The organism is Halolactibacillus sp. JCM 19043, from assembly GCF_001310395.1.
Lineage (GTDB): Bacteria > Bacillota > Bacilli > Bacillales > Amphibacillaceae > Halolactibacillus > Halolactibacillus miurensis.
The window spans coordinates 1-18,096 of sequence record NZ_BAXD01000043.1 but is presented as its reverse complement, the minus strand read 5'-3'; the positions used below and the strand labels follow the sequence as shown (position 1 = coordinate 18,096).

19 protein-coding genes and 2 pseudogenes are annotated in these 18,096 nt (G+C 34.8%); 19 read left to right on the top strand and 2 right to left on the bottom strand.

What is annotated here, in order from left to right:
* The 6 genes from JCM19043_RS17875 to JCM19043_RS14280 form a co-directional block, all read left to right on the top strand.
* Window positions 1–195, top strand: a 195-nt coding sequence (locus tag JCM19043_RS17875; protein ID WP_369813894.1) for a hypothetical protein, incomplete at its 5' end; no start/stop codon positions are given.
* A gap of 391 nt (window positions 196–586) precedes the next feature.
* Window positions 587–2,320, top strand: a complete 1,734-nt coding sequence (locus JCM19043_RS16155; protein ID WP_082394578.1) for a GrpB family protein — start codon at window positions 587–589, stop codon at window positions 2,318–2,320.
* 60 nt (window positions 2,321–2,380) lie between these two features.
* Window positions 2,381–2,917: a recombinase family protein gene (locus JCM19043_RS16995; RefSeq protein WP_197274832.1), complete on the top strand. Its 537-nt coding sequence runs from the start codon at window positions 2,381–2,383 to the stop codon at window positions 2,915–2,917.
* 178 nt (window positions 2,918–3,095) lie between these two features.
* Window positions 3,096–3,311: a recombinase family protein gene (locus JCM19043_RS16990; protein ID WP_197274831.1), complete on the top strand. Its 216-nt coding sequence runs from the start codon at window positions 3,096–3,098 to the stop codon at window positions 3,309–3,311.
* Window positions 3,312–3,776: 465 nt separating this feature from the next.
* Entirely contained in the window at window positions 3,777–4,103 is a 327-nt protein-coding gene (locus JCM19043_RS14285) for a PadR family transcriptional regulator (protein WP_197274834.1), read from the top strand.
* A complete protein-coding gene (locus JCM19043_RS14280; RefSeq protein WP_062323512.1) occupies window positions 4,096–4,761 on the top strand; it encodes a hypothetical protein in 666 nt (221 codons plus the stop codon). The genes JCM19043_RS14285 and JCM19043_RS14280 overlap by 8 nt, the downstream gene beginning before the upstream one ends.
* A 357-nt stretch (window positions 4,762–5,118) precedes the next feature.
* On the opposite strand, the pseudogene JCM19043_RS17870 reads toward JCM19043_RS14280, so the two are convergent.
* A pseudogene (locus tag JCM19043_RS17870) lies at window positions 5,119–5,229 on the bottom strand (IS3 family transposase); the annotation flags it as partial.
* Between the two features lie 341 nt (window positions 5,230–5,570).
* Between JCM19043_RS17870 and JCM19043_RS14275 the strand changes: the two are divergent.
* From JCM19043_RS14275 to JCM19043_RS14265, 4 genes are all read left to right on the top strand, one after another.
* Window positions 5,571–6,491 carry a Fic family protein gene (locus JCM19043_RS14275; RefSeq protein ID WP_082394577.1) on the top strand — a complete coding sequence of 307 codons (921 nt, stop codon included), beginning with the start codon at window positions 5,571–5,573 and terminating at the stop codon, window positions 6,489–6,491.
* 364 nt (window positions 6,492–6,855) lie between these two features.
* A complete protein-coding gene (locus tag JCM19043_RS14270) occupies window positions 6,856–7,449 on the top strand; it encodes a type IV toxin-antitoxin system AbiEi family antitoxin domain-containing protein (RefSeq protein ID WP_062323510.1) in 594 nt (197 codons plus the stop codon).
* Window positions 7,446–7,622 carry a hypothetical protein gene (locus tag JCM19043_RS16620; protein WP_156321435.1) on the top strand — a complete coding sequence of 59 codons (177 nt, stop codon included), beginning with the start codon at window positions 7,446–7,448 and terminating at the stop codon, window positions 7,620–7,622. Before JCM19043_RS14270 ends, JCM19043_RS16620 begins: the two co-directional genes overlap by 4 nt.
* 396 nt (window positions 7,623–8,018) lie before the next feature.
* On the top strand, window positions 8,019–8,291 hold the full coding sequence (locus JCM19043_RS14265; protein ID WP_062323508.1) for a hypothetical protein: 273 nt from the start codon (window positions 8,019–8,021) through the stop codon (window positions 8,289–8,291).
* Window positions 8,292–8,544: 253 nt separating this feature from the next.
* Here JCM19043_RS14265 and JCM19043_RS14260 read toward each other — a convergent pair whose 3' ends face one another.
* Window positions 8,545–9,681 (bottom strand): RNA-guided endonuclease TnpB family protein, encoded by a 1,137-nt coding sequence (locus JCM19043_RS14260; RefSeq protein ID WP_062323506.1) that lies wholly within the window; start codon window positions 9,679–9,681, stop codon window positions 8,545–8,547.
* 66 nt (window positions 9,682–9,747) lie between these two features.
* Here JCM19043_RS14260 and tnpA point away from each other — a divergent pair, with 66 nt between their 5' ends.
* The 9 genes and pseudogenes from tnpA to JCM19043_RS14215 form a co-directional block, all read left to right on the top strand.
* Window positions 9,748–10,194, top strand: coding sequence for an IS200/IS605 family transposase (tnpA, locus tag JCM19043_RS14255; RefSeq protein WP_082394576.1), 447 nt, complete (start codon window positions 9,748–9,750; stop codon window positions 10,192–10,194).
* A 276-nt stretch (window positions 10,195–10,470) separates the two neighbouring features.
* Window positions 10,471–10,929, top strand: a pseudogene (locus JCM19043_RS17860) (transposase); the annotation flags it as partial.
* A 130-nt stretch (window positions 10,930–11,059) separates the two neighbouring features.
* The gene (locus JCM19043_RS14245) at window positions 11,060–11,830 is read left to right on the top strand and encodes a LacI family DNA-binding transcriptional regulator (RefSeq protein WP_062323499.1); all 771 of its coding nucleotides are present in this window, start codon (window positions 11,060–11,062) and stop codon (window positions 11,828–11,830) included.
* A 4-nt stretch (window positions 11,831–11,834) separates the two neighbouring features.
* A complete protein-coding gene (locus tag JCM19043_RS18305) occupies window positions 11,835–12,014 on the top strand; it encodes a substrate-binding domain-containing protein (protein WP_062323497.1) in 180 nt (59 codons plus the stop codon).
* A gap of 114 nt (window positions 12,015–12,128) precedes the next feature.
* A complete protein-coding gene (locus JCM19043_RS14235; protein ID WP_062323495.1) occupies window positions 12,129–13,391 on the top strand; it encodes an extracellular solute-binding protein in 1,263 nt (420 codons plus the stop codon).
* A gap of 62 nt (window positions 13,392–13,453) precedes the next feature.
* Entirely contained in the window at window positions 13,454–14,425 is a 972-nt protein-coding gene (locus JCM19043_RS14230) for a carbohydrate ABC transporter permease (RefSeq protein ID WP_062323494.1), read from the top strand.
* Between the two features lie 14 nt (window positions 14,426–14,439).
* Window positions 14,440–15,291, top strand: a complete 852-nt coding sequence (locus tag JCM19043_RS14225) for a carbohydrate ABC transporter permease (protein WP_062323492.1) — start codon at window positions 14,440–14,442, stop codon at window positions 15,289–15,291.
* 1 nt (window position 15,292) lies between these two features.
* Window positions 15,293–17,743, top strand: coding sequence for a glycoside hydrolase family 2 protein (locus JCM19043_RS14220; protein ID WP_231631573.1), 2,451 nt, complete (start codon window positions 15,293–15,295; stop codon window positions 17,741–17,743).
* Between the two features lie 129 nt (window positions 17,744–17,872).
* Window positions 17,873–18,096: YesL family protein (locus tag JCM19043_RS14215; protein WP_197274829.1), on the top strand; the 224-nt coding region annotated here is incomplete at its 3' end.

The window sequence follows — 18,096 nt, the reverse complement described above, 5'->3', positions numbered from 1 at the left end:
GATAGATGGAAATACAATACTTCTGGAATTATAGTTCATCATTTAGGAAAGTGCTGGGATGAATCTTTCGTACTTTTATTTCCGCTTAAAAATATACCTGGAAATTTAAGTAGATCTGATGTAGAGAGAGGTATAGGCAATTATCTTATAGATAAAGGAGTACCAATTCTTGATTTTTATTTTCACAACTATTAATTAAATATTAAATAGCCTAATCAAAAATCGGTATGTTGACTTGATAAAAATGATGATAAATCGATAAATATAAGCCTTTCGGGGTTTTTAGTGATAAATAATTTTGTTAGAAAAACGATGATTTTTTACTCTGCGGAAACTAGTCTAAGAGAGGCTTTTGACCCTGTACAGAGCGGATTAGATGTCACTGACCCCGTACAGAACAGATTAGATGTCAGAGTCCGTACAGAGCAGAATGGATGTTTTTGTGAATCAGTGGGGTTGAGAGAGTAGGTTGGATGTCGGAATAATTAAGTTGTGCAATAGGCTAATCAACATGACCGAAAATATTGTATTGTTAGTTAAGCTACGTGGTGGAATAATTATTATTGATTTTTGAGGAGAGTGAAAAATGATTGGATTAAAAAGGGGTACAGTAAAACTACTTAACCACGAAAAAGAATGGGAGCTTGAAGCTCAGAGAACAATTTTTCGCTTGCATAAGATTTTAGAAGCTGTCGCAAGAGATATTCAGCATGTGGGTAGTACATCTATACTCACAATAAAAGCCAAGCCGATAATTGATATAGCGGTTGCCGTAGATGATTTCAAGGATGTTCTTGCATTGGAAGCAGAATTAAATCATGATGGTTTTTATTATCAACCTAATGCTAATTCAGAAGACCAACTTCTCTTTGCCAGTGGTAGCTATTATGACGGCACAGGCGACCTGCAAACGCATTTCATTCATGTTGTTTTAGCTGATAGTATGGAATGGATAAACTACATCAATTTCAGAAATTATCTCAACAAGATGCCAACGGTCGCTAAAGCGTACGAGGATTTGAAAATATCACTTGCATCAGAGGCGCCTGTTGATAAAGGTAGAGAACAATATTTGAAGGGTAAGAACGATTTTATTGTTTATACTTTAAGAAAAGCCCTTATCAATTACTATCTTGGAAAAACAGTTAAAGTTAAAATTGATCGACCTATCGGTAGCACCCACCCCAACCAAGCCGATCTTATCTATCCTGTCAATTACGGATACATTCCAGATGTTTTAGGTGGAGATGGCGAGGAATTAGATGTTTATCTTCTTGGTGTAGATAACCCCGTAAAGGAATATACGGCTCGTGTTATCGGTATTGCTCATCGTCATAACGATGTAGAAGATAAACTTGTAGCTGCACCTGAAGGAATAAGGTTTACCCAAACGGAAATCGTAGAAGCCATACATTTTCAGGAACAATATTACGAGAGTGAAATAGAAACAATGCCACAACTAAATTTCATTTCTAAAGAACCGATCAATAAAGGTTGGTCGTGCGATAAAAAATACTGTGTTACAGCAGATGATGGTGTTAAATACCTTTTGAGGGTTACTCCCGAAGAAAAAAGTGCTAATCGTGCAGATATGTTTCGTATGCAGCAACAGGTAGCGGCTCTCGGTGTTTCTATGTGTAAACCAGTTGAGTTTGGAAAGTGTGATGAGGGTGTTTATAATGTCCAGACTTGGGTTGATGGCGAAGACGCTGAAGAAATCATTCCTCATCTTAAAAATACAGAACAGTATTCTTACGGACTTGAAGCTGGTAGAATACTTAAGGTCATCCATTCTATTCCTGCGCCAGAAAATCAACTGGATTGGGAACAACGATTTAATGAAAAAATAGATCGTAAAGTCAAGATGTATAACGAAAGTCCCATTAAATTTGATGGAGCAGAAGACATTATGGGTTATATAAAATCTAACCGTCATTTACTAGCGAACAGGCCACAATCTTACCAACATGGTGACTATCATATCGGTAATATGATGATTGAAGATAATAAGATAGTAATTATTGATTTCGATCGTTACGATTTTGGTGACCCATGGGAAGAATTTAATCGCATAGTATGGTGTGCTCAGGTCTCGCCTATATTTGCTTCTGGCATAATAGACGGTTATTTCGATAATCAAGTACCACTTGAATTTTGGAAATTACTTGCACTATACATAAGCAGCGATATGCTTTCATCTATACCATGGGCTATTCCGTTTGGAGAAAGTGAAGTAAATACAATGCTTAATCAGGCAAAGGATGTGCTGAGTTGGTATAACAATATGCAGAATCCTATTCCAACTTGGTATACCAAATAAAGAACCAAGATGAAAATAAGTTTGTGAGTTAAATTTAACTTGATTTTGAGTAGGTGAGCTATGACGTACAATCCAAGAGTACATTTCATACCTGCAAAACCAGCTAAACGAGGGAAGTGGGTTGGTATTTATTGTCGTGCAAGTACAAATGACATGAAACAATTAAATAGCCTATCTGCTCAGGTGTCTGCGCTCACTAGATTGGTAGCCTCTAATTCTCAGTGGCTACTAGTCGATCTCTACATGGATATTGTATCTAGTAAAGCGGGCACATCTAGAAGAGGATACAATCAAATGTTAGAAGATTGTCAATCACATAAGTTAGAAATGAACATCACTAAAAGTATAAGCAGATTTGGCAGAGATACAGTTGAAACGTTAGAGGCATTACAACTAATAAAAGATTCTGGTGTTAGAGTCATTTTTGAACAGGGGAATCTTGACACAGCAGATACCAACAGTGAACTTATGATTTCCCTTGTAGAGTCTTTTGCTCAAGCTGAAAATGAATCAAGAAGTGATAATATCAAATGGGGACTTAAGCAAAAAGCCTCTAGTGGCACATCAAAGCTATTTTCGGAAGTGCTATGGTTATGACCATGGTGAGGATGATAAGTTTATTATCAACGAAGATGAGGTGGTAAACGTTCGAAAGGTTTTTAAGTGGTATCTGGGTGATAAAAGTATTCTTGGCATTATGAAGCAATTAGATAATCATGGAATTAAATCATTTACAGGAAAATACAAATAACCTAAGTGTACGATTGATGGCTTATTGAGTAATGAAAAATATATTGGTAACGTGAGATTGTTTGATTCAGAAAAGAGAGATGTTCAATACTTATCTGAAGATAATCATCCTGCAATTATTTCAAAGGAAACATTTCAAGCAGTGCAAACAGAGAAAAGGAAACGCAGCAATGTGAATAAGAGCAAGGGTGGAATACAAAGGAAAGACAAAAAGTATAGTTCGAAGAAATACACTAACTAGGAAAGTGTATCTCGATAAGATGTTATTGCCAGCCAACCTGTTGAAACAAGGCTTGTTCAAGGATTTTCAGAAAGTGTAGAATAGACTAACTATTACACGTCGAGATGCTCTGTCTTTTAGAAAGAATATAGTGAATATTAACCCTGGAAATGCACTATTGGTGCTGTTTCCAGGGTTTCTTTCGTTGATTGTCAATTGGTGAATCATTTTTAAATATTTATGAACTTATGGTAGAGCTATTTTTTGTTTAAAAATGTAGAAGCTGAAGGATCTAAGAGGTGAAGAATAATTAATGGAGGGTGTTTAATATCTTTAATGAAACAAGAAGGTCATTATTCTTCACGCTTGATTGCATTCCCAAGTGTTATCAATCAATGCCGCTATAAAAATTTGACAACTCCTGTATCTTGCAATACAATATAGTTGTATATTGTATTGCAAGATACAGAGGGAGGTTTTATGTTGATTCCATCACAGATGTTAAAAGGCATATTAGAAGGGTGCATATTAGAAATCATTCAAAAACGGGAGACGTATGCTTATGAAATCGCGAAACAGTTAGAGGAGTATGGATTCGGATCCATATCTGAAGGAACCATTTATCCAATTATTCTAAGGTTGCAAAAGAATGAACTTTTAAAGGGTACTTTAAAAGATTCTAATAGTGGACCAAAACGTAAATATTATCGTTTAACGGTCAAAGGGGTTGATAATCTGAATCAGTTTAAAGACAATTGGCAGGAGATGAGTCTTGCAGTTAATCAACTGTTAGGAGGCGAAGACAATGAATAAATTAACAAAGGAATTGTTAAAGAAAAACAATACGAGAGAGAAAGCCATTTTTAAGAGCAATAATGACATCTATACAAATATGATTGTGTATTTACGAGGGTCTGATTTAACAGAGTACGATCAAGAAGTTGTGAGAGCTGATATTATTGAATTAATCTTAGATGGTCAACAGCGAGGCGATGATATTCAGAAGGTAATGGGTGGACAATATAAAGAAATTTGTGATGAGATCATTGAGGTTATGCCGAAAAAGACAAAAAAAGAAGTGACTCTGGAGTATGTGGTTATTTCTTTAAATGCGTTATGGATTTTAGGAGTTATTGCATTAGTGAAAAACTTGATAACTAACGTCATCTCAGAAGAAAATCAGATGGTATTTGTTTTAACATTAGGTGATATGATCAATGTAGCCGTCATTATATTTGTTGCGAATATAATAATATGGTACGTTACCCAAACAGCATTTGAAGCAAGAGCTGATAAAAAAATATTGACGTATCTAAAAATATGGTTGATTGCTACTGTCATTTTGGGTGCAATTATATTTAACAGCATTTACATTGATACGGTTGTGGTGAGTATTTCTTTATGGCTGATAGCAGTAATCCTTTTACTTATTTTTATCACAGGGAAAATGATAAGTGGAAAAGTGTCATAACAGACTGACTAGTTAATGTAACTAATCAATTTATCAGTAAACTGTTAGCGCCGCGAGGTTCGAATGTTTTTAAAAATTGACCTGCCAAGAGTCATTGGTATCTCAACACAAAACTATACAATTTTTTGAGGTGTGCCATCGGGACTATTGCTTCATAGTAGTTTAAATTCATACATTAACACTGCTAGCTTATTGTCACCCGACTATCTCTCTGCTCGCATGCAATCGAGCCCGGCAACCAGATGATGAAAATATCTGGCTCTTCCACATAGGTTAGCACGACCGCCTGTCAAAATAAAGTGCGCGTTCCTTTATGATGCGGAGTGAACGTTCGATACCTAAGGTATCTAATGCTTAATCAAAACTTTTGTTTTTGAATTCACTACCTCTATCGGTGTGGAATAATTTAAGTCGAATTAGATTTGTTCTTACTGAACGGGAGGCGCGAGTGAAAAGTTCTGCGGTCTTGTTTGAATCAGAACTATGACTGATCAGTCACTTGTTGTTATAGTTTCAAATCTACCACTCCAGATTTTCCTCCTAATGATGCATCATTAGCGTTATTTTCGGCTAAAGTGGTTCACTTTTGAAGTAATATCCTGGTTCACTTTTAAGATAACACATACATCTTAAAAAGGTATTTAAATGTTTTTTCGAAATAGTAGTATCTAATATGAGCAAAATCTTCTGTCTCGATAAATATACAGTGAGCGTTAAAATCATGAAGAAAGATACTTTTATTATACCGTTATCGGAACAAAGTTTATATTATTCCGATAACGGTATATAATATTTACGAGGTGATATCGATGAAGTATATGAGTACAAAGGAAGTAAGTGAAAAATGGGGAATAAGTGACCGTAGAATTCGAGTGCTTTGTAAGGAGGGGCGTATAGAAGGAGCATTAAAGATTGGACGAAATTGGTCTATACCTTTAGATGCTGTTAAGCCTGTGGATGCCAGAGTAGGAAATAAGAAAAACTACTCAGGATTAGAATTTGACTTTAGTTATATTGATTCGCTAAAAGCGTCTATTGATCAACATCGACCATTTTCAAAAGGATTAGCCAATTCGCTTCATGAAAAATTAATTGTTGAATGGACATATAACAGTAATGCAATAGAAGGTAATACCTTAACATTGTCAGAGACAAAAGTTGTTCTTGAGGGAATTACCATTGGTGGGAAAAGCATGGTTGAACATTTAGAAACAATTAATCATCGTGAAGCCATTCTTTTTGTGGAAGATTTAATTACTAATAAAGAATCTCTTTCTGAATGGAATATCAAGAATATCCATGCCTTGATACTTAAAGAAATAGATAATACGAATGCTGGAAAGTATCGGAGTGAAAATGTTGTAATAAGCGGTGCAAAGCACATACCACCTAAGTATTATGAGATTAGAGATTTAATGCAAAAGCTTATGGGGGAATATCAAAATGAATGGAATGATTATCATCCAGTTGTAAGAGCAACACTGTTGCATGGTGAATTTGTGAAAGCACACCCCTTCATAGATGGAAATGGAAGAACTTCAAGACTGCTTTTAAACTTTGAACTTATGAAGAATGGATACCCTCCAATCATAATAAAGAATGAGCAGCGGGTGAGATACTATGATGTTCTTGATCTGGCACATACAACCATGAATTATGAGCTATTCATAGAGCTGGTATCAGAATTAGTTATAGAGTCAGAAAAACTTTGGTTATCCGTATTGGACTAAAAGTCCTCCTAGTATAAAGGCTAAAATTTTCGCTAATAACTATCATCATGCTACCAAAACACATGTTGAGTGCATGGTAAAATTAGAGAGACGATAAAAAAATATCAGGAATACTAAACCTTCGCAGTATAATAATGCACGGAAGGTGTAACATGTTTTATTTGAAAGACCAAAAACTATTGAACAACTACGGTTGTATAATATTTGGTGTTGGTGAAGTGATTTTAAGTGAGACAGAGATTACTCACCAACACTTTTTTTCTGGTAAGTATAAAATCGATATTTATGCTATGGATTAAAGTTTTTTTCAAATATACTTATATGGAGTGCAATATAAGTATATTTGTTACAGGAGGTGATAGTTATGAATAACCTTGAAAAAATCGAAGAACTGGTTAAACAGCAAAATGGTATGATTTTGAGCGCTGATCTTGATAAATATAGTATCCCGCGAAAATACCTTCAATTATTAATTGCTGAAGGTAGATTAGAAAGATGGGATCGTGGTGTATATGTAGCTGTTGATGCTATTGAAGATGAAATGTTTGCTATGCAGAAAAAGTATTCGAAGTTAATTTACTCCCATGAGACAGTACTTTTTTTGCACGGTCTATCAAACCGCACAGCATTTGAATATTCGGCTACTGTACCTAGTGGGTATAAGGTTGTTTCAAATGTTGCAGATAGATTTAAAATTTACTATATAAAAAAGGAATTACACGAATTTGGCGTTATATCACTTAAAAGTTCATTCGGTAACCAGATTAGTGTATATAACATTGAAAGGACAATTTGTGACATCATTAAAAGTCGAAGCAGAGTAGATATTCAAATCCTGAATGAGGCATTGAAACGGTACGTAAAAATAAAAACTTCGGATTATTCGTTATTAATGGATTATGCAAAAAAACTCAACATAGAAACGATACTTAAAAAATATTTGGAGGTGATACTGTGAGCGGAAAAGCGCTGAGCTTAAAAGAGAAAATAAGAAATCAAGCCAGGGAAAAAGATATGTCCGTTCAGATAGTGCTTCAAAACTATATGTTTGAACGTTTTCTCGAGCGTCTTTCCAAGTCGGCTTATAAGGATAAGTTTATTTTAAAAGGAGGTATGCCCATTTATGAGTGAAGCCGCTGAAAAAGTGACTAAAAATTTGAATTTGAAAATCCGGAAAATTCTTTCTCCCACTTTCGTAGGTGAAAACATTGATAATAAGCATAGTTTCCACCACTTTACTAGCTAAAATTAACTCTTTTTTGGGAATGAGTTTTTATAGGATTTTCATTTTCGGGAAAACCGGACTTTTTCAGTGGCCTCTTCATTAGTTCGCCCTTTCTTTTTTAACGGAATGAATGGCTATATTATTTGTCTTAAGCAATGTTTGAAAGAGTCAACTATTCATTACTGCGGGTAGACTGTATAAGTGAACGATAGCTGAGGGTGACGGGACTTTCATATGAATTTATCGACAGGCTACCTGTGATAGGCATACACAAATAATAAGTAAGGCAGGTGTTAAACGTTTTGGAATTTATATTTGAGTTAATTATAGATTTTTTATCTGACGTTATATTTGATGGTAGTCAGGAATATGCGTTGACATCAAGAAAAGGAGCAAAACTCGTTCGATTTATAATTTTTGCTTTTCTAGCTGGGATGAGTGGCTTGTTTATTGTTTTGGGTTTCATTATGCGAGAGGAGAAAGTAATGATGTATGTTTTTTATATGGTATCGTTATTTTTTGCCGCGATGTATGTCCGTTTTTCACTTGAATTAAAAAAGAGGGGCCACCATTAATCAATCATCGCCACTTAAAATCTAATATTGAAGTGGCGACTTGCATAAGCCTTCATGATCTACATGTTTTTTAGCAACTGTTTATTAAAAGAAGTTATGCTGTAACCATATATAGTATTGGATAGACTTTATCCGTTTTTTACATACATGAATACGTGTTTCAAAATGAACTACATCGGCACTAAAGTACCGAGTTTCTAGGAACACTCAGAACTTGATATCTGCTATTTCAAGCAAATATCAGCGGTTTAAGCTATTGACTAAGGCTCATTCCAAGCCCGATATTTTTTATGTTTTTGCTGGCGTTAATGTCTCTGTCATGTTGCGTATGACATGTTGGACACGTAAAGTGTCTGACACTTAAAGGTTTCTTGCCTGTCTCTACCCCACATGACGAACAAACTTGCGATGTTTTATACGGATTGACGATAATAAGTTCTTTCCCGTACGTCAAGCATTTATATGCCAACATATTTCTGAACATTCTCCACGATTGGGAAGCGATGCTTTGTGCCAAGTTATGATTTTTTATCATATTGGATGTTTTCAGCTCTTCAATACAAATAACATCATATGTTTCTACTAACTCGGTCGTTACCTTATGGAGATAATCTTTACGGGTATCCTTCATTTTTTGGTGCAGTTTAGCTACTTGGATTCTAGCTTTTTGATAATTCTTTGCATATCTTAGGTCTTTACCATCTTTTTTAGCTTGGATACGCCGTCTAGCTAACCGTTTTTCCCAATAGTGAAGCTGTTTCTTATATTTTCTATGCAAATATAAAGAAGGGTATTTTACTCCGTCAGATGTAATGGCTAAGTCAGTCAATCCTAAATCTATGCCAACGGCTTTTTCTGTCTTAGGTAAAGCTTGGTTTTCGATTTCTACTAAGACAGAAATATAATAGTTATTATTAGATTTACGGATAACCGTCACGGATGTGATGTTGTCATTATTTATGTCGTTCAAAGACATGCTACACTTGACCCAACCCAATTTGGGTAGTTTAATATACCTTTGGTTAGCATTAAATCGAATCGTGCGTTCAAGGGTTTTGTAGGCTTTCTTATAATGCTTACTTGATTTAAACCGTGGGTAGTTTGATTGTTTGTTAAAGAATCTGTCAAATGTTTCTCTGAGCGTTTTGACAGAATTTTGTAGTGCTTTGGCATCCACCTCTTTTAACCAAGGGTGTTCTTTTTTAAGTTGTGTGAGTAAAATACTTAGCGCGTTATACGATAAGAGTTTAGCATCAGGATTATTGTCGTATCTTGTGTTTAACATCGCCAACATCTGATTCCAAACAAATCTTGAATGCCCGAATGTTTGGTTTATAAGGCGTTGTTGCGCTCTATTGGGGTAAATCTTTCCTTCAATACCTTTGTACATATGTTCCCACCACCTTCCTCTATACATTATACCCTATGTGTATTAAGGTGTATATCAAGAACATTGATGAGAAGGGGCGTTTTTAAAAAAATGTTAATAAAAACAAGAACCAACGTATATGATTTCAACTTTCATTTAGTCTGGGTGACAAAATACCGAAAGCCTGTGTTTGAAACAGACCGTTTGCGCGAAGATATGAAAAATATTCTATGTACATTGGCACAAGATAATGATGTCGTCATTCAAAATGTCGACGTGTTACCCGACCACGTTCATTTAATGGTGTCGTTTCACCCTAAATATGCGCCGAGTAAAATTGTGCAAGCCTTAAAAGGTGGATCTGCAAGGATGTGGTTTAAAGCACATCCAGAAACAAAAGCAAGGTTATGGGGTGGACACTTATGGTCTGGGAGCTACTTCATGTCTACTTTAGGCAATGTATCAAAACATATCGTTAAAGACTATATCGACAATCAACTAACCGAATACAATGCGGGTCGCCCAAGACGCTGATTCACCACGTCACTAAAGTAACGTGTTCTCTTAGCTGACGACCTGTATAGAATTTTTAAAAAGGATGCAATTAATATGGAAGCCACTGAAAAAGTTTAAAAAGATTGGATATCTAATTTAATCATAGGCGTTCAGTCTTTTTCAAAAAATTAGAAGTATCAATAAAAGGAGGTGGCTAAAATGATTCTAAAACAAACAGAAATGATGTTAAGTCCGTACTCAGAAATTTATGCTATTGTTGTGCCTAAAAATAATTTTTCACAATAGCTCAATGAGCTGGTTGATTTCTCTTTTGTTTAAGATGAATTAAAGGATAAGTACTGACAAGCCATTGGTTAAAATGCTATTACTCTTATTCTTATGTTCAAGTATTTACTATTTAAAGACCATCTTCAATGTATCAGACGTTGATGTTGTTGAATTCACTAAATATGATATGTCGTTTAAATGTTTTCTCGGCATGGCTCCGGAGGAGCCAGTTATAGAAGTAAGTTCTTTAACCAAGCATCGTAAATTGCGACTAAAAATATCAATTTACTCGATTTACTGATCAATAAAAACGTGGAAATTGCGATTGAAACCGACGTTTTAAAAAGTCAACTGATTACTGTTGATGCCCTACATACAAAGGCACGTTACAATCAAAAATCACCTAAAGAAATATTAATGGAACGCTCTAAGAAATTACGTAAAGCTGTTTTTGCGATTGATGAGTCTTTACAATTCAAGCCTAAGAAAAATAATAAATGCTAGCTGCAAAAATTAATAAAATGTATTGACAAATGATAACGTTAACATTATTATAGTGATATTGAAAGATAAATTCAAAATATGTAATTTAGGTAGGTAATCAAAAGTGGCTAATATGAAAGACATTGCCCAAAAGGCAGGGGTATCGGTGATTACAGTTTCTAGGGCGATAAATAAACCTGATACTGTAAAGGATGAGACCAGAGAAAAAATATTTAAAATAATGAAAGAGATGGACTTTCACCCTAATCAGGCCGCTAAAGCGCTTGTCTCAAATAAGACTAGAACGATACACGTTATGATTCCAAGAGCGCTTGTTACATACGACCCCTATATAATGAGATTTATAGCAGGTGTTAGTGATGAGTTAAGTCAAGCATATTATTCGTTCTTAATAAGAAGAGATTGGGATTTCCCTTATAAATGTGATGGTGTAATTGTAATGGGATTGGACAAAGGTGAAGATTCATATCTTGTTGATAAATTAAATGTCCCATCAGTTCTTTTTGGACAAACAGATTTAAAGCTTGATTGGGTAGATGTAGATAATAAAAAAGGTGCTTATTTAATGACGAAACACCTCATAGATTATGGTCATGAAAAAATAGGCTTTATTGCTGTAGATGAAGATAAACGATTTGCTTCAGAACGACTTCAAGGATATTATGAAGCGTTACAAGATCATGACTTGATACCTAATGAACAATTTGTAAAATTCGCCATAAATGAAGAGAAATACGGTTATGAAAAAGGACTAGAATTACTAAAAAATACAGATATAACGGCAATATTCTGTTCAACGGATGTCTTGGCATTAGGTGCTATTCGTGCAGCGAGATCGTTACAAAAAAAAAGTACCAGAAGAAATATCAGTTGCAGGATTTGATGGGGTGTCAGTTGATGAAATGGCAGATCCACCACTAACGACAATTCGACAACCAGTTTATGATGTGGGTAGATTATTAGCAAAGAAGTTAATACGGCGAATAGATAATATAAACGCTACAGTTGTAAATGAATTAATTGAGCCAGATTTGATTATTCGTAAGTCTATAAAAAATAATAAATAATTTTTTTTAACATTCAATGTTAACGTTAACATTGTTGTTTGAAATGAAAGGAGTGATGCTTAAATACGCTTAACTTAAGGTTTGTATAAATTCCGAGAAAATGGAGGCTTAATGATGAAAAAATTATTAACAGTGTTTATGAGCGGACTTTTATTAATTATGGTAGTTGGATGCGGATCTGGAGAAACAAGTGGAGAAGGGTCAGGTAGTTCAGACTCGCAAGATACAGAAAATATATCACAAAACATTTCATTTTGGGTATATGAACCAGAGTCTTTAGACGGAAGGAACATGTTAACAGAATTAATAGGAGAATTTGAAGAAATTTCAGGTAATACAGTTGAAATTGAATTTATACCTAAAGATGATTTTAATACCAAATTAAATGGATCAATTGCCGTAGGGGAAAATCCAGATGTATCGTATTTAGATCAACCTTTACTACCAGGTTTTGTTGAAGATGGTGTTCTATTAAATTTAGAAGAATTTGCGGTTGGAGAAAATGGAATAGATAAGAGCGAGTATTATGAAGGTGCATTAGGAACGGCAACAGTTAATGAGGAATTGTATGGTTTGCCTTTAAATCAAACCACGGTTGCACTCTATTATAATAAAGATTTAATTCCTAATCCACCGGCAACGTTTGAAGAGTGGAAACAAATATCTGAAGAAGTTTATGAACCTAATAAAATTGCTGCTTTTGAAGGACTTGGTGGCGGTGGATGGGGCGCTTGGCTTTTACCTTCTATAATTCATAGTGCCGGTGGTTCAATGGTAAATGATAATGAGTCAGCTGCAACATTTGCATCGTCTGAAGCTATCGATGGCGTTGAACTTGTTCAAGATATTTTAGAGTTTTCTGATATGTCTGTTCGAGAAAGTAATAACGGTTTTGGGAATGGAATTGTAGCAACGAAAATATCTGGTCCTTGGGAAATTAATGGTTTAAAAACAAACTTCCCAGAATTGAATTTTGGAGTAGCACTAATTCCACATGCAGAAGGTCAAAGTTCATTCTCTAATATTGGTGGAGAAAATTTAGTTGTGTATGAAGATACAGAAGTTCCAGAAGGTGCATGGGAATTAATCAAGTTCCTATCAAATGATGAAAATTCTATTAAAATGGCTGATGTAACAGGTAACTTCCCTGTTCGAGTAGCAGCTGCAAAAGATCCTAGATTTGCCGAAGATGAATATTTGAGCGTATTTTTAAAGCAAATGGAAACAGCAGTGCCTAGACCGCGTTTATCAGAATGGCTAAAAATTAATGATGAGATTATCGGTGCAACTTTAGATGATATTTTTTACAGCGGTGATGATGTTAAAGATAGTTTAGAATCCGCACAAGAACAAGCGAATTCATTAATTAAGCAATAAAAAAATACTTGGGGAAAAGGAGAAACCCTTTTCCCCAATACATTAAAAGTAGGTGATAACAAATGAGTATAAAAGGAAATAAAAAAGAATCTATAAGTTCTAGAAATACTTCAAAAGAAATAACTGGATCCTCTTTCAGTGGTAATAAAAATAAGCGTCATTCTGGGTTGCTAAATAATCAAGTGAGTGCAGGATGGCTTTTTCTTTTACCGCTAATAATCTACTTCATTGTATTTCAACTTTTACCTATGGCGTTGTCATTTGGGATTAGTTTTACTGAATGGAATTTACGTTCAACTCCTACATGGGTAGGTTTTGATAATTATAAAAATTTATTGTTTGATGAAGTAATGTATCCCATGTTTTGGCCATCTCTTTGGATCACATTAAAATACATCGTATTTAGTGTTCCGGGTGCTTTAGCTATAAGCTTAATTCTAGCAGCTATGCTAAATGCAAACGTAAAAGGAGAAGGTTTTTTTAAAACGGCGTATTATATCCCAAATGTAACGGCAGGCGTAGCTGTTGCGGCAATGTGGGTATTTTTACTTGATCCACAAATTGGAATGGTAAATCAGCTTCTTTCAATTAACCACAGTTGGTTAGGCAGTGTAACTACGGCGCTTCCAACTTTAGCTGTCATGGCTATTTGGTCAACTTTAGGATATAATGTTTTAATTTTATTATCATCTATGAAAAGTATCCCGGATGAGTTGTATGAAGCAGCTACGATAGATGGGGCTAATGCTTGGCATAGGTTTGTGAAGATAACTCTTCCAATGATACAACCGACTATATTCTTTTTGATTGTCACAGGATTGATAGCAGCTTTTCAAGCGTTCGATCAAATGTATCTAATGACAGCTGGTGGACCAGCCGGCTCTACCACTACCTATTTATTAAGTTTGTACAATCATGCGTTTAGATATTATGAGATGGGGACAGCATCAGCAATGTCGTATATCCTTTTAGTCATTATTCTATTTATAACGTGGATCAACTTTAAATTTATCCCTCAAAAAGTGGATGACTAGAAAGTGAGGCAATTATGATAGTAAGAAAAATTGAACGATTACTGTTGTATTTATTTCTAAGTATTTTTGTTGTTATTTTGGTAGGGCCATTTATATGGTTAGTGTCTTCTTCCTTTAAAGAAAGTAAAGATATATTTGATACAACTTTTTCTTTATTACCAAGACATGAGGACGGTTCACTATATTTAACAGTCGACAATTATAAAAATGCTCTCGAATATCTTAATTTCGGGTTACTCTTTTTTAATACAATGATAGTAGCTGTTATTAATACAGTGGCAAATATATTCTTTAATTCTTTAGCGGGATACAGTTTTGCACGTCTTAATTTTAAAGGGAGAGATACAATATTTAAGTTAGTATTAACATCAATGATGGTGCCAGGAACTGTATTATTAGTACCTAATATGATTATTATCAATAAGTTAGGTCTTTATGACCATTTAGGAGCATTGGTTTTTCCATTTTTACTATCTGTCTATAATATTTTTCTTATGAGACAACATTTTTTAGGTTTGCCTAAGTCTTTAGAAGAATCAGCACTTATTGATGGAGCAAACTGGTTTACTATTTTCAGAAAGATAGCCATGCCTCTTGCTAAACCAATAATAGTAGTTCTAGGATTATTCACTTTTATGTGGAATTATAATAACTTCCTTTGGCCACTTGTTGTTATTACATCATCCAAGAATCACACTTTAGCATTAGGTCTCGGAGCAATATTAACTTCAGGAGGAGGAAGTGCAGAGAGATACCCAATTATGATAGCGGCGTCTGTCATTGTAGCACTGCCTTTAATCATTATATTCTTCATTTTCCAAAAGCAGATTATGAAGGGAATCAATGTAGGAGCTGAAAAAGGATAATATGAAACTTAAACCAAAATGGATGTTGCTAAGTAGTCTTTTTGTTGTTGTATTAATAATTATTTTAGTAATGACATCTGGTACTGATCAAACAAAAAAGTATCCAGTAACAAATAAAATACAAGATGAGGTTGGGGGAGAATTTTTGCAAACAACATTAGCATTACAAAATGTAGAAGGTGGAACTATTGCAGTTCAGAATGGAATTCCAGTTCCTTCATTTGATAGGCAAGAACGCCTATCCTATTCATTGAATGGAACTTGGAAAAAGAAACGTTTTGAAGCGGATCATGATTTTTCGATGCGTCCTAGAGATGCTAAATGGCTTGCAGAGATAGAGGAAAACTTACCTGAAAATATGTCAGATTGGGAAGAAATGTCTCTTCCTTTACCTGAGAATGAAATCCAAGGACTAGAAACAGCAAATTCTATGGAGACCTATGAAGATGGTGTATGGTATAGTCGCACCTTTAAATTAGATAAAGATTGGGATAACAAAGCTATCACATTGAAGTTTTTGTCAGTAAATTACGTAGCAGATGTTTGGGTTAATGGCGAATGGGTTGGTTATCATGAAGGAGGCTATACACCTTTTGCATTTGATATTACGCCCTTTGTTACAATAGATAAAACTAATGATATTTTAATAAGAGTGGATAATCCGCCATGGGGTAGTAGGGAGGATATAATACCTGCTCAAGCTGGAACGGACTGGTTTAATTATACAGGGATAATTCAAGATGTATTTTTAGAAGCAACCGAAATGTCACATATTGTTAGAGCGGATTTGATTCCAAAAGAGGTAGATGGAAGTGTAGAAGCAAAAGTGGTTATTGAAAACCGTTCATTAAACCATGATACTGTGACTTTATCCGGTGAAATATTTGAAGCGGATAGAAAAAGTGCATCTTATCTAAGTTCTCCACTTGCTACTTCCATAAAAGGAAACAAGGTCGATGTGTTAGGTATAGATGATGTAGAAATTGAATTACAACCTAGGGAAATTAAAGTTGTTACATATGATTTGAAAATAATTGATCCTATGCTTTGGTCTCCTGATGAACCAAATTTATATGTAGCAGAACTTAAGTTGAAAGGCGAAAAAACAGAAGTGAAAGATAGTTTTTCCACACAGTTTGGTTTGAGAACAGTAACGACAGAATCATCTAAAATCCTCTTAAATGATCAGCCAGTATTTTTGGCTGGAATCGGTAGACATGAAGAATGGCCAAATTACGGACGGACATCATCTTGGGAAAGAATTAAAGATGATTTACAGCAGATGGCAAATTCGAATGTAAATATGGTGCGAACAGCACACTATCCTAATCATATTGATACTTACATTCTTCTTGATCGATTAGGCTTAATGGCAATGAGTGAAATTCCATTATGGCAATTTGAAACGACTCATTATCAAATTCAGGAAGAAAAAAGACTTTCTGATCAGATGTGGCGTGAAATGATCTTTTCTCAATTTAATCGACCTTCTGTTATATTGTGGAGTACGCAAAATGAGTCAAAAGATGTACTATTAAGGAAAGAATATAATGAGCGTGTCGTAAAAGATTTAAAGGAGAATTATAATGACGGTAGATTAACTACGCAAAGCGCAGCAGCCGATCATCCTGGCTTTAATGATATATCAATGGAACCGTTAGATGTAGCTGGTTGGACCATGTACTTCGGTGTGTTCCACGGTGGAACACCATATGAAGGGACAAGACTATTTTTACGTGGAGCTCATGAAGCGTGGCCAAACAAACCCGTACTTAATACCGAGTTTGGTCACTGGAGTAGAGAAGATAATGCAGAAGCGGATAAGCAAGTTGAGATATATACCCATACGCTAGATGCATTAACGGAAAAATCGACTGTTTCACCGGATGGAACAGTTAATGAAAATGGTTATGTGGCTGGCATTGACTTCTGGCTTATGTATAACTGGTATGTAAACCATAATCAATGGATTGATACATTTGGAATCACTCACATGGATCGAAAACAAGATAAACCTGTAGCTTCTTTAATAGAAGAGGATTATAAACGGATTATGGGTGATACAAAAGGTATAGCAAAAAAAGAGGCATCGCTAAGCCGAAAAACATTGTATAACGAAGAAGAGATGATAACTTTTAATGAAAGTTCAAATGAGCACGAAGTGGAATTTCCAAATAATACTGATATATCGAAGTATCACTATATGCAGATTGTTTTAGAAGATGAAGACGCTACCGATGCGTTCAAAATAATAATTGAAGATGCTCAAGAAAAACAATTCACGTATGAAACTTATGACATTCTAAGAAGAGAATCGCATGCAATTCGGATTCCTCTTCATCATGTTAAAGGAATTGATTTAACAGATGTCACTCGTATTCAAATTATTAGCCAAAAGGAACGTAAGATAAATTTAAAAGAGATTTATGTATCCGTTGCAGGGACAGACTAAGTAACAGTTTGGCATAGAGGGAGGGGGAGAGAAAGTGTTGATACATCCGGTTTTTTTGGAAGCTTGTTTCGCGTATGTCATATTATAATGAGATTAATCTATCTTAATATGCTATGGTTATTGTTCTCTGTGGGCGGTCTTGTTATATTTGGTATATTTCCTGCTACCATAGCTTTATTTACAGTATTAAAGAAAATAAAAGATGGAGAAGAATTCTCTGTACTGAGAGTATTTTGGTATGCGGTTAAGAAAAACATAATAAAGGGTAATATATTAGGCTACGTTGTAATGCTGTTAGGTGCCTTGCTTTTTGTTGATATTCTTTTTTTTGAAATGCTTGAGCAAACTTTATT

Excerpts from the sequence above, each read along its gene's own strand:
- JCM19043_RS14280 (WP_062323512.1), top strand. The coding sequence starts at position 4,096 with ATGAATAAATTAACAAAGGAATTGTTAAAGAAAAACAATACGAGAGAG.
- JCM19043_RS16155 (WP_082394578.1), top strand. The coding sequence starts at position 587 with ATGATTGGATTAAAAAGGGGTACAGTAAAACTACTTAACCACGAAAAA.
- JCM19043_RS14260 (WP_062323506.1), bottom strand. The coding sequence starts at position 9,681 with ATGTACAAAGGTATTGAAGGAAAGATTTACCCCAATAGAGCGCAACAA.
- JCM19043_RS14235 (WP_062323495.1), top strand. The coding sequence starts at position 12,129 with ATGAAAAAATTATTAACAGTGTTTATGAGCGGACTTTTATTAATTATG.
- JCM19043_RS14230 (WP_062323494.1), top strand. The coding sequence starts at position 13,454 with ATGAGTATAAAAGGAAATAAAAAAGAATCTATAAGTTCTAGAAATACT.
- JCM19043_RS14270 (WP_062323510.1), top strand. The coding sequence starts at position 6,856 with ATGAATAACCTTGAAAAAATCGAAGAACTGGTTAAACAGCAAAATGGT.
- JCM19043_RS16995 (WP_197274832.1), top strand. The coding sequence starts at position 2,381 with ATGACGTACAATCCAAGAGTACATTTCATACCTGCAAAACCAGCTAAA.
- JCM19043_RS14225 (WP_062323492.1), top strand. The coding sequence starts at position 14,440 with ATGATAGTAAGAAAAATTGAACGATTACTGTTGTATTTATTTCTAAGT.
- JCM19043_RS14275 (WP_082394577.1), top strand. The coding sequence starts at position 5,571 with ATGAAGTATATGAGTACAAAGGAAGTAAGTGAAAAATGGGGAATAAGT.
- tnpA (WP_082394576.1), top strand. The coding sequence starts at position 9,748 with ATGAGAAGGGGCGTTTTTAAAAAAATGTTAATAAAAACAAGAACCAAC.
- JCM19043_RS14220 (WP_231631573.1), top strand. The coding sequence starts at position 15,293 with ATGAAACTTAAACCAAAATGGATGTTGCTAAGTAGTCTTTTTGTTGTT.
- JCM19043_RS14245 (WP_062323499.1), top strand. The coding sequence starts at position 11,060 with ATGAAAGACATTGCCCAAAAGGCAGGGGTATCGGTGATTACAGTTTCT.